Here is a 12,584-nt window from a genome sequence, read left to right on the forward strand (position 1 = left end):
CTAAAGCTTTCTCATGCTTATTCTTGCAAAATTTATCATAATAACATGCTGTCGATAGACGATGCTGTATAAATGAAATAGGCATTTTTGACTCCATTCAAAAAAAGAATGGACTATAGGCATCACATTTATGCAATCGTTATTAAAAAATAATCTCAATTAAGAATTAACGCAATTTTCGTCCTTCCTTTGAGGGAGTGTTTATTATTCAAACACGTTATAGATTTGAACAATTCTATTATTTTCACCCATAAAAAAGCCAGCGCGCTCGCGCTGGCTTTTTCTTGGTTAGCGTAGATTAACCTTTAATTTGCGCATGCATTTCCTGCACCGAGGTTACCTTCTCGGTCGGATCCGCATTGAGCGCCATCGCCGTGGCGAAGCCGCCGTTCATGGTCGTATCGTAGTGCACCTTGTACTGCAACGCGCTGCGGCGAATCAGCTTGGAATCTTCAATCGCCTGACGCCCTGCGGTCGTGTTGACGATATACGTGTACTCGCCGTTCTTGATACGGTCCTGAATGTGCGGACGTTCTTCATGCACCTTATTCACCAGACGCGGATTAATGCCCGCTTCACCTAGCTCAATGGCGGTGCCGTGAGTCGCGTCCAGCTCAAAGCCGTGTTTCAGCAGCTTGGCCGCCAGATCCACAACGCGTGCCTTATCACATTCACGAACCGAGAGCAAGGCACGTCCTGATTTCTTCATCGGTGAGTTGCTGCCCAGCATCGCCTTGGCGAACGCTTCGGCAAAGGTGCGGCCCACACCCATAACTTCGCCGGTAGAGCGCATTTCTGGCCCCAGAATCGGGTCAACGCTGGGGAACTTGTTGAACGGCAGCACCACTTCCTTCACAGAGTAATACGGTGGGATGACTTCTTTGGTGACACCCTGCTCCGTCAGCGTCTTGCCCGCCATCACGCGCGCGGCCACTTTCGCCAACGGTACACCGGTCGCCTTGGAGACAAACGGAACGGTACGCGCTGCACGTGGGTTCACTTCAATCAGGTAGACTTCGTTATTCTTCACAGCGAACTGCACGTTCATCAGCCCACGCACGCTCAGTTCGAACGCCAGTTTTTTTACCTGCTGGCGCATCACATCCTGAATTTCTTTGCTCAGCGTATAAGCCGGCAATGAACAGGCAGAGTCACCGGAGTGCACGCCCGCTTGTTCGATGTGTTCCATAATGCCGCCAATCAGCACGCGTTCGCCGTCACAGATAGCGTCCACGTCCACTTCAATGGCATCATCGAGGAAACGGTCCAGCAGCACCGGCGCATCGTTGGACACGCTGACCGCGTTCTGGAAGTAACGGCGCAAATCGACTTCGTCGTAAACGATTTCCATCGCACAGCTGCCCAGCACATAGGAGGGACGAACCACCAGCGGATAACCGATGCCGCGCGCTTTTTCCACCGCTTGCTCGATGGAGGTTACGTTGGCATTTTCCGGCTGTTTCAGGCCCAGACGATTCACCGCCTGTTGGAAACGCTCACGGTCTTCTGCACGGTCAATCGCATCCGGGCTGGAGCCAATCACCGGCACACCCGCGGCTTCCAGCGCACGCGACAGTTTCAGCGGCGTTTGGCCACCATACTGCACGATAACGCCTTTCGGTTTCTCGATACGGACGATTTCGAGCACGTCTTCCAACGTGACGGGCTCGAAGTAGAGGCGGTCAGAGGTGTCGTAATCGGTTGAAACTGTTTCCGGGTTACAGTTAACCATGATGGTTTCATAACCGTCTTCACGCAGCGCCAGCGCCGCATGCACACAGCAGTAGTCAAACTCGATGCCCTGTCCGATAGGGTTCGGCCCGCCACCCAACACCATGATCTTGTAGCGATCCTGATTCGGATTAGCTTCGCACTCTATCGTAAGTGGAGTACATATACGCGGTATCAGTAGCAAACTCTGCCGCACAAGTATCGACACGTTTGTATACCGGGTGCAGATCATATTTGTCGCGCAGTTTGCGAATTTCGTTTTCAGACACACCGGCCAGCTTCGCCAAACGCGCATCGGCAAAGCCTTTACGTTTCAGGGTGCGCAGGAAATCGGCCGTCAGTGCCGTTGCGCCCTTCTCAGCAACCTGCTCTTCCAGACGCACCAGCTCTTCAATCTGCACCAGGAACCAGCGATCGATGTTGGTCAGGTTAAACAAGCCGTCCACAGACATGCCAGCGCGAAAAGCATCTGCCAGATACCAGATACGCTCAGCGCCCGCGTCTTTCAGCTCGCGGCGGATTTTGGTCAGCGCTTCCGGATCGTCCAGATCCACTTTCGGATCGAAGCCCGTTGCGCCGACTTCCAGACCACGCAGCGCTTTTTGCAGCGACTCTTGCTGGATACGGCCAATCGCCATCACTTCACCGACCGATTTCATTTGGGTGGTCAGGCGATCGTTGGCACCGGCAAATTTTTCGAAGTTAAAACGCGGGATCTTGGTAACAACATAGTCAATGGAGGGCTCGAACGATGCCGGGGTACGACCACCGGTGATATCATTCATCAGTTCATCCAGCGTATAGCCCACGGCCAGCTTGGCGGCAATCTTGGCAATCGGGAAGCCCGTCGCTTTGGAAGCCAGCGCAGAGGAGCGCGATACACGCGGGTTCATTTCGATAATGATCAGGCGACCGGTTTTCGGGTTAACCGCAAATTGCACGTTGGAACCCCCGGTTTCTACCCCGATTTCACGCATTACCGCCATGGAGGCGTTACGCATGATTTGGTATTCCTTGTCCGTCAGGGTTTGCGCTGGCGCAACGGTAATGGAGTCACCGGTGTGGATACCCATGGCATCCAGGTTTTCAATGGAACAGACAATGATGCAGTTGTCTTTCTTATCGCGCACCACTTCCATTTCATACTCTTTCCAACCGATGAGGGATTCATCAATCAGCAGTTCTTTGGTCGGTGACAGATCCAGACCGCGCGCGCAAATTTCTTCAAACTCTTCACGGTTATAAGCGATACCGCCACCGCTGCCTCCCATGGTAAAGGAGGGACGGATAATGCAGGGATAGCCCACATCGGCGGCCACGGCCAATGCTTCTTCCATGGTATGCGCGATGCCGGAACGCGCGGTTTCCAGGCCAATTTTCTTCATGGCGATATCGAAGCGGCGACGATCTTCCGCTTTATCGATAGCATCGGCGGTCGCACCGATCATGGTGACGCCAAAGTCCGCCAGCACGCCCTACCGCTCAAGCTCGAGCGCACAGTTAAGCGCTGTCTGGCCACCCATGGTCGGCAGCACCGCATCAGGACGCTCTTTTTCGATGATTTTACGCACCACTTCCCAGTGGATCGGCTCGATATACGTCGCATCGGCCATTTCCGGGTCGGTCATGATGGTCGCCGGGTTGGAGTTCACCAGAATGACGCGATAACCCTCTTCACGTAACGCTTTACACGCCTGCGCACCAGAGTAATCGAATTCACAGGCCTGACCGATAACGATCGTGCCGGCACCAAGGATCAGGATGCTTTTAATATCAGTACGTTTTGCCATTTTTCTGCTCCCGATTATTTACCATTCGCACGATAAGATTGAATCAGTTCGATAAAGTGATCGAACAAAGGGGCCGCGTCGGGCGCAGCGTCGCAGGCAGTGAGTTTTCATCCACCGCGAAACCGTGGTTCTGCGCGGTGATCATCACACTGTCAGCATCCAGATCTTTCACCAGGTGGTTACCACCGTGGTGACCAAATTTCATTTTGACCGTTTTAGCACCGCTTGCCAGCGCCAGCAGTTGGTGACCCAGGCAGATGCCAAATACTGGAATATCGGTCTCCAGGAAGGCTTTGATTGCCTTGATGGCGTAGTCACACGGCTCCGGGTCGCCAGGGCCGTTGGAGAGGAAGATACCGTCCGGATTCAGTTTGAGCACGTCTTCAGCGGAGGTCTGAGGAGGCACAACCGTCAAACTGCAGCCACGATCGACCAGCATACGCAGAATGTTGCGCTTCACACCGTAGTCGTAAGCCACTACGTGGTACGGCAATTCACTTTCCGCTTTAGCAGCAGGCAGGTCGCCGGTCAACGTCCAGCTACTTTGCGTCCAGCCATAACGTTCTTGCGTCGTCACTTCTTTTGCCAGATCCATGCCTTTCAGGCCAGGGAACGCTTTGGCTTTTTCCAATGCCAGTGCCGCATCCCCGGCAATAATGCAGCCATTCTACGCCCCTTTCTCACGCAGCAAGCGAGTCAGCTTACGCGTATCGATATCGGCGATAGCAACGATGTTATTGCGTTTCAGATAATTCGAGAGGCTCTCTTCATTACGGTAGTTGCTTGCAATCAGAGGCAGATCGCGAATAACCAGGCCTTGAGCATGAACAGAGGGGGGATTCTTCGTCGCTGGCGTTAGTGCCGACATTACCAATATGGGGATAAGTGAGAGTGACAATCTGGCGGGAATAGGAAGGATCAGTGAGGATTTCTTGATAACCGGTCATCGACGTATTGAAGACCACTTCCCCCACTGCCGTTCCCTCTGCCCCGATGGCACGACCGTGGAATTGGGTTCCGTCTTCCAGAACCAATAGCGCTGACTTAATCAAAACACCCTCCAAGGAATAAAAAATCATGTTATCTGCATATTAATTCAGATTAGCCACTCCAAATCAATGCAAAAATTACCTTTTCGGTAAACTTTTGGCAAATTGCGCGCATTTTAATGATGGTCGTTCAACTTGTCCACTCTAACCGCTATTTTTCTCCATTCTTTATGGCTTACGGCGTCACTGACTTACCACAGCCACAAAAACAGCCATCAAAAAGGCAAAGTAAACGGTTGCCTGCTGACATTATTAGCCAGAAGGAAATATTTTCCCAGTAGATGCCTGACAGGGCAATGAGTGGTTAAAAAAACGCCATCAAAACCTTTGCAAAGGAGAGAAAATAAAAATTTATATCAATTACAATACAATAATTAAATCCATTTAATTAAAAAAGGATGGAAAATAAGCCATCCAATTCAATTAATTAATAGAAAAAATCATTAAGATAAAGCACATCCTTCATATCGAAAAGACCTGATTTTTTATCTTTCAACCAAATTGCAGCACGAACCGCACCATTAGCAAAGGTCATACGGCTGGAAGCCTTATGGCTAATCTCAATGCGCTCACCAACATCCGCAAACATTGCAGTGTGCTCACCGACGATATCTCCGGCACGCAAGCTGGCAAAACCGATACTGTTAGGCACACGTTCACCGGTGTGGCCCTCACGCGCATAGACCGCGCAGGTTTTCAGATCGCGCCCTAACGCGCCCGCAATGGCTTCCCCCATGGCTAACGCCGTCCCCGACGGGGCGTCCACTTTATGGCGGTGGTGCGCTTCCAGGATCTCGATATCCGTGTAGTCACCCATCACCGTGGCCGCTTTCTCCAGCAATTTCAGCATCACGTTGACACCCACACTAAAGTTGGCGGCAAACACAATGCCAATCTCTTGTGCAGCCGCGCTGATAGCTGCTTTGCCTGCATCATCAAAACCCGTGGTACCGATAATCATGCCCTTGCCATGCTGGCGGCAGAATGCCAGATGCGCCAATGTGCCTTCCGGGCGCGTGAAATCGATGAAGATATCAAAATCATCACGTACCGCATCCAGCGAATCCTGCACAATAACGCCCAGCGTGCCCAGTCCGGCCAGTTCTCCGGCATCAACGCCAACCAACGATGAGCCCTCACGCTCTAGCGCCGCACCGAGTACAGCCCCCTCCATCTGCGAAACAGCCTGGATAAGTTGACGCCCCATTCGACCACCGGCACCGGCAATCGCTACACGTATTGCATCCTTCATCGTTATCTCTCTTTTTTCACTTGCGCCGTAAAAACGTTCTCAGGTTAGCGGGCCAACGCGATGGCTGCCAGCGGATTTCACGCAGGATTAGAAATTTCTGACAAAAAGGGGATAATTCAGATAAAAAAATAGCAGGGATAACACCCTGCTATTTTTTACTCAACCTCATGCCAGTATCAATCGATCTGCTTTACTTCCACGCGCAGCTCTTTTGGTACTTCAAAGACAATGTTCTCTTCACGGCCTTCCAGCTCGAGCGCGACTTTCCCCCCGAAGGATTTAAGGCGTTCAATCACCTGCTGAACCAGAATGTCCGGTGCAGACGCCCCCGCCGCTACACCGACACACGCCACGTCCGTCAGCCAGCGTTCCTGAATATCGCTCGCAGAATCGATAAGGTAAGCAGGAATGCCAGCACGCTGAGCCAGTTCTGCCAAACGATTGGAGTTGGAAGAGTTTTTCGACCCCACCACCAGCACCACGTTGGCGCGTTCCGCCAGATAACGCACCGCTTCCTGACGGTTCGTGGTGGCGTAGCAGATATCGTCTTTACGCGGGCCGATAATTTGTGGGAAACGCTCACGCAGTGCATCGATTACCGCAGAGGTGTCATCCACCGACAGCGTGGTTTGCGTCATAAAGCAGAGGTTACCCTCATCTTTAACCTGCAAATTCCACACATCTTCCGGCGACTCCACCAGATACATGCCGCCATCGTCGTTGCTGTACTGCCCCATGGTGCCTTCTACTTCAGGGTGTCCCGCATGACCGATCAGGATAGCTTCTACCCCTTTACGGCTGGCGCGCGCCACCTCCATATGGACCTTGGTCACCAACGGGCAAGTGGCATCAAAGACGGTTAGATCGCGATTCTTTGCCTCCACCAGTACAGCCTGAGACACGCCGTGCGCAGAAAAAATCAGGATTGCGCCATCAGGCACTTCGCCAATCTCTTCAATAAAGATCGCACCGCGGTCACGCAAGCCATCCACCACGTAGCGGTTATGCACCACTTCGTGGCGCACATAAATCGGCGTGCCATAAATTTCCAGCGCACGCTCGACAATGCTGATTGCGCGATCGACGCCCGCGCAGAAACCACGTGGGTTAGCCAGTAAGATTTGCACGCTCAACCTCCTGCGCGACAGGATCGATGTCCATCACCTCAACATCAAAACTTACGTGATGACCCGCCAGCGGATGATTGAAATCGACCGTAATCGACTCTTCCGCCACTTCACGAATCACGCCGGGAATATCATTGCCCGCCACGCCGCTGAACAGCATGATGGTGCCCACGTCAGGTACGCCGGTTTCGGCAAAATCGCGGCGCAGAAAGAACTGAATCAAATCTGGATTGAACGGTCCGAAAGCCGATTCCGGCGGCAACGTGAAACGGTGTTTATCTCCCCGGCGCAAGCTGAGGAGTTGTTGTTCCAGCGCCGGAGACAGGCTCTCATCCCCCAGGCGAAACAGCGCAGATTTGCCCCGTTCGCGGGTCGATTCCGCAACGCTGCCATCTTCCAGCGTCAGCACAAAATGCAGCAGTACGGCGCTGGTATTCTGTACGCTTTGCGTCATACCTGCCCCTTCGGCTTGGCGGAGGCGTCGTGAGGTGCCAGAAAGCCTTCCAGCACTACCAGACCTGCCCCGATACAGATAGCCGTGTCCGCCAGATTGAACGTCGCGAAGTGCCAGTCACCGACATAGAAGTCAATGTAATCGACCACAAAGCCGTGCCAGGTTCTGTCAAATAGGTTTCCCAGCGCACCGCCGATAATCAGCGCATAGGCGATATTGCTCAGCTTCTGATCGGCGCGATTGCGGTACATCATCACCAGCAGCGCCACCACGATCATGATGGCGACACCGGCAAAGAACCAGCGCTGCCAGCCGCCTTTATCTGCCAGGAAGCTAAACGCTGCACCGTAGTTACGGGCATAGTGCAGGTTTAACGAGGGAAACAGCGCCCAGGTTTCACCCAGTTCAAAATTCGCCAGCACCCAGCATTTGACGCCAAGATCCACCGCCAACACTACCAGCACCAGCCACAGCCAGCGCAACCCGCTTGAACAGATCGATTTATTCATCAGACAAATTTACGCTCTTCGCCATTACCGCCCACATTCGTGGCACAGCGTCCGCATACCTCTGGGTGGTGTGCAGCATCCACACCGATATTGGACTCATAGTGCCAGCAACGCGGGCACTTGTGCCCATCCGCTTTGCTTAAGGCAATTTTCAGGCCAGAGAGTTCACTCGCCTGCGCATCCACCGGAGCATCTTCATAGCGTTCAACCCGCGCCCTGGAGGTCAGCAGTGCAAAATGCAACTCCTGTTGCAGACGCCCCAGCTTCTCGGACAGCTCAGCATCGGCATACAGCGTTACCGCCGCTTCCAGCGAACCACCAATACGCTTGTCGTTACGCGCTTGCTCAATCACCTTGTTCACTTCGGCACGCACTTTCAACATGTCGGCCCAGAACGCATCGTTCAGGGTTTCCTCTTCCGCCAGCCCGAACAAGCCGTCATACCACTCTTCGGTAAACACGTACTGTGCGCGTTTACCCGGTAAGTAGCCCCAGACTTCATCGGCGGTGAAGGACATGATCGGCGCCATCCAGCGAACCAGCGCTTCCGCAATGTGGAACAGCGCGGTCTGGCAGCTACGGCGCGCCACGCTGTCATGCTTGGCGGTGTATTGTCGATCCTTGATGATATCCAGATAGAACGAGCCCATTTCGATGGAGCAGAACTGCATCAGGCGTTGCACCACACGGTGGAAATCATAGCTTTCGTACGCTTCAACGATCTCTTGCTGTGCGGCTTGCGCGCAGCCTACCGCCCAACGATCCAGCACGACCATCTCTTCCGGCTTCACACTGTGCAAGGCCGGATCGAACCCGTTCAGGTTTGCCAGCAGGAAACGTGCGGTGTTACGGATGCGGCGATAAGCATCGGCAGAACGTTTGAGGATTTCATCGGACACCGCGATCTCGCCGGAATAGTCGGTGGAGCCGATCCACAGACGCAGAATATCCGCGCCCAGCTTGTCCATCACGTCCTGCGGCGCAATGGTGTTGCCGATGGATTTGGACATTTTGCGGCCCTGACCATCGACGGTGAAGCCGTGAGTCAGCACCTGACGATACGGGGCTTTACCCTTGATCGCCTTAGAGATCATCTGCGAGGACATGAACCAGCCGCGATGCTGGTCAGAGCCTTCCAGATACATATCGGCTGCATGCCCTGCAAATTCCGGACGCACATCCACCACTGAGGCGTGGGTCGATCCGGAATCGAACCACACATCCAGCGTGTCCGGCACTCTGACATAATTGGCAGCATCAGCGTCCAGCAAATCGGCCGGATCGAGATCCCACCATGCCTGGATGCCGTCCTGCTCAACGCGTTTAGCCACCGCTTCGATCAGCTCCGGCGTGCGAGGGTGCAGCTCTTCGGTCTCTTTATGAACAAACAGAGACATTGGCACGCCCCAGGTACGCTGGCGCGAGATACACCAGTCTGGGCGGTTGGCAACCATGGACTCGATGCGCGCCTGACCCCAATCCGGGATCCACTGCACGCCTTTGATTTCAGACAGCGACTGCTGACGCAGCCCTTTTTGATCCATGCTGACGAACCACTGCGGCGTGGCACGGAAGATGATTGGCGACTTGTGACGCCAGCAGCACGGATAGCTGTGTTGCAGTTTTTCCACATGCAGCAACGCGCCACTTTCACGCAGCATGTCAACGATGAGGTCATTGGCTTTGAAGACGAACTTGCCGTTCAGATTCGGGTGCGTACCTGGCAGGTAACAGCCGTTCGGCCCCACCGGATTGGCGATTTCGAGCTGGTATTTCTGGCTGATGACGTAGTCATCCGGGCCATGACCGCCCGCGGTATGCACCGCACCGGTACCGGCATCCAGCGTGACGTGGTCGCCCAGAATCGCAGGCACATCGAAATTCAGGAACGGGTGCTTGAAACTCAGCAGTTCAAGATCGGAACCCTTGCAGTCGCCCAGCACGGTCCAGCTTGTTACGCCCAGACGCGCCATCACGCTTTCCACCAGATTGGCGGCCAGAATCAGCGCTTTGCCTTCGATTTGCACCAGTTGATAAGCAAACTCGGCATTCACGGCGATCGCGCGGTTCGCGGGCAGCGTCCACGGGGTGGTGGTCCAGATAACCAGTGCAATCGGGCCTGCCACGGAAGTGACACCGAATTTCGCCGCAACAGTTGCCGCATCGACAGCAGTAAAAGCCACATCAATAGACGGAGAGGTTTTGTCGTAATACTCCACCTCAGCTTCTGCCAGCGCAGAACCGCAATCGGCACACCAGTGCACCGGTTTAGCACCTTTGTGCAGGTGCCCATTGTCGATGATCTTGCCGAGAGCGCGGATGATATTCGCCTCGGTATTAAAATCCATGGTCAGATACGGGCGATCCCAATCGCCCAGCACACCGAGGCGGATAAAGTCTTTCTTCTGCCCTTCAACCTGCTCCGCCGCATACTTGCGGCATGCCTGACGAAATTCTGCCGCACTCACCTTCTCGCCCGGCTTGCCAATCAGTTGTTCGACTTTCAGTTCAATAGGCAGACCGTGACAGTCCCATCCCGGCACGTACGGCGAATCATAACCGGCCAGCCCTTTGGATTTGACAATAATATCTTTCAGAATCTTGTTAACTGAGTGACCAATGTGAATGTTGCCATTCGCATACGGAGGGCCGTCATGCAGAATGAAGGTTTTCTTGCCCTTTTTCGCCTGACGAATAATTCCGTACAAATCATGTTCATACCAACGTTTCAGCATGTCAGGTTCACGCTTGGCCAGATCGCCACGCATCGGGAACCCTGTTTCCGGCAAATTCAGGGTAGTTTTGTAGTCACTCATTAGATTCTCGATTTAGTTTCGGCCATACCTTGGGGTATGAATATTACACCGGTGCTGCTAACCCGAAAAACGTCCGGGCCGTCACCACATCCTCGGCGATTTGCTGCGTCAATGCCTCTAGCGACGCAAACCGCTGCTCATTTCGTATTTTCTTACACAGCCCCACTTCTATATGACGCCCGTACAGATCCATGGCGACATCCAGCAGGTGCACTTCCAACTGCTGGCGTTTATCGCCGTCTACCGTTGGCCGGGTGCCGATATTGGCGACGCCGGGAAACGGCGTCGGGCCCAGGCCGTAGACTTCAACGGCATACACCCCACTAACCGGTGATACCTGGCGTTTCATCGGCAAATTCGCGGTCGGAAATCCCAACGTTCTGCCCAGCGCTTTACCATGCACCACGCGCCCGGAAATCGTGTAAGGGTGGCCCAACAATTCTTGCGCCAGCGGCAGATCGTCATGCAGCAAGGCATCACGTACTGCGGTACTGCTTACGCGCCTACCGCCATTGCAGAACGTCGCCGTGCTGATAACTTCGAAACCATGGGCCTGCCCCGCCTCCTGTAATAACAGGAAATCACCGCTACGACCAGCCCCGAAGCGGAAGTCATCCCCCACAACAAGAAATTTCACACCCAGTTTTTCCACCAGAAGGTGGCGCACAAAGTCTTGCGCATCGTGTGCGGCGAACGCTGCATCAAACTTAACGCACAACAGTGCGTCAACGCCTGCGCGCGCCAGATAATTCACCTTGTCCCGCAGCCGGGTAAGCCGTGCAGGTGTCTGATCGGCAGCAAACAGTTCGAGCGGCTGTGGCTCGAAAGTCATCACCATCACCGGCAAATCACGCGCTAGCCCCTCCTGCTTTAGTCGCTCAAGCAGCATTTGATGCCCACGGTGTACACCGTCAAAATTGCCGATGGTGAGCACACAACCATAATGGCGTGCCCGGAGATTGTGTATACCGCGGATTAGCTGCATGGCGACTCAGGAACAGTTTGGTTAACGATATGGAAATCGGCGGATTATACCTTGTACAGCGGTTAAGGTTAAGGCGCGATTCACGCCTTTTGTCACGCAATTGCTTGGCAGTGCCTACCGATCTTGCCATGTATTGCCCCTATGGCGTTGCTTCGCATGAGCAAAAATTCCTCTTTCTTATCAAAAGTTCGTCAGGTAAACGCGAATTTCTGTCGGGAAACGCTGTATTCCCGAGCGCGAAGCTGTTAAAATCCTGCGTCATCACAACGTAACAAGCGTCGGCGTACAAACGGCGCTTATTTGCACAAATCCATTGACAAACGAAGGCTAAACGGGCATATTCCTCGGCCTTTGAATTGTCCTCGATAGAATATATTTGGGAGTTAGACCTTGGCTAATATCAAATCAGCTAAGAAACGCGCCGTACAGTCTGAGAAGCGTCGCAAGCACAACGCTAGCCGTCGTTCCATGATGCGTACTTTCATCAAGAAAGTATACGCCGCGATCGCTACTGGCGATAAAGAAGCTGCACAAAAAGCGTTTAGCGACATGCAACCGATTGTGGATCGTCAGGTTAGCAAAGGTCTGATCCATAAGAACAAAGCATCTCGTCATAAATCCAACCTGGCTGTTCAGATCAACGCACTGTAATCATTGCTTGCGTAGACATCTATCTTCCTCGTTGTAAGAAAAAACCGGCTCTGGCCGGTTTTTTTGTTTCTGCACGTCCAAGGCACATCCCTCATGTTTCCCTTGGCGTTACCTCGCCCTTATCCTCTCCTTATGACAGATTCAATCTGTAAGGCGCTAATGAGATGGTCACCCCCACCCTGTAGCGGTACGCTGACAGGGTGTTTTTCTTTCAGGAGAG

7 protein-coding genes and 2 pseudogenes are annotated in these 12,584 nt (G+C 53.5%); 1 reads left to right on the top strand and 8 read right to left on the bottom strand.

Annotated elements, in window-relative coordinates; translation table 11 throughout:
- Positions 1–298: 298 nt before the first annotated feature.
- From carB to ribF, 8 genes and pseudogenes are all read right to left on the bottom strand, one after another.
- Positions 299–3,521 (bottom strand): annotated as a pseudogene (gene carB / locus CS369_RS16105) (carbamoyl-phosphate synthase large subunit).
- 14 nt (positions 3,522–3,535) lie between these two features.
- A pseudogene (gene carA, locus CS369_RS16110) lies at positions 3,536–4,573 on the bottom strand (glutamine-hydrolyzing carbamoyl-phosphate synthase small subunit).
- A gap of 424 nt (positions 4,574–4,997) precedes the next feature.
- Complete coding sequence (gene dapB / locus CS369_RS16115) at positions 4,998–5,822, bottom strand: 4-hydroxy-tetrahydrodipicolinate reductase (RefSeq protein ID WP_196907894.1); 825 nt, start codon at positions 5,820–5,822, stop codon at positions 4,998–5,000.
- A gap of 176 nt (positions 5,823–5,998) precedes the next feature.
- A complete protein-coding gene (gene ispH, locus CS369_RS16120) occupies positions 5,999–6,949 on the bottom strand; it encodes a 4-hydroxy-3-methylbut-2-enyl diphosphate reductase (protein ID WP_196907895.1) in 951 nt (316 codons plus the stop codon).
- Positions 6,930–7,403 (bottom strand): FKBP-type peptidyl-prolyl cis-trans isomerase, encoded by a 474-nt coding sequence (fkpB, locus tag CS369_RS16125; protein WP_196907896.1) that lies wholly within the window; start codon positions 7,401–7,403, stop codon positions 6,930–6,932. Before fkpB ends, ispH begins: the two co-directional genes overlap by 20 nt.
- On the bottom strand, positions 7,400–7,912 hold the full coding sequence (lspA, locus tag CS369_RS16130) for a signal peptidase II (RefSeq protein WP_196907897.1): 513 nt from the start codon (positions 7,910–7,912) through the stop codon (positions 7,400–7,402). Before lspA ends, fkpB begins: the two co-directional genes overlap by 4 nt.
- Positions 7,912–10,728, bottom strand: a complete 2,817-nt coding sequence (gene ileS / locus CS369_RS16135) for an isoleucine--tRNA ligase (protein WP_196907898.1) — start codon at positions 10,726–10,728, stop codon at positions 7,912–7,914. The genes lspA and ileS overlap by 1 nt, the downstream gene beginning before the upstream one ends.
- 43 nt (positions 10,729–10,771) lie before the next feature.
- Positions 10,772–11,713, bottom strand: a complete 942-nt coding sequence (gene ribF, locus CS369_RS16140; protein ID WP_196907899.1) for a bifunctional riboflavin kinase/FAD synthetase — start codon at positions 11,711–11,713, stop codon at positions 10,772–10,774.
- Positions 11,714–12,103: 390 nt separating this feature from the next.
- Between ribF and rpsT the strand changes: the two genes are divergently transcribed.
- Complete coding sequence (gene rpsT / locus CS369_RS16145) at positions 12,104–12,364, top strand: 30S ribosomal protein S20 (RefSeq protein WP_196907900.1); 261 nt, start codon at positions 12,104–12,106, stop codon at positions 12,362–12,364.
- Positions 12,365–12,584: the final 220 nt, after the last annotated feature.

The sequence above is a fragment of the Candidatus Symbiopectobacterium sp. 'North America' genome, from assembly GCF_015762685.1.
Classification (GTDB): Bacteria; Pseudomonadota; Gammaproteobacteria; order Enterobacterales; family Enterobacteriaceae; genus Symbiopectobacterium.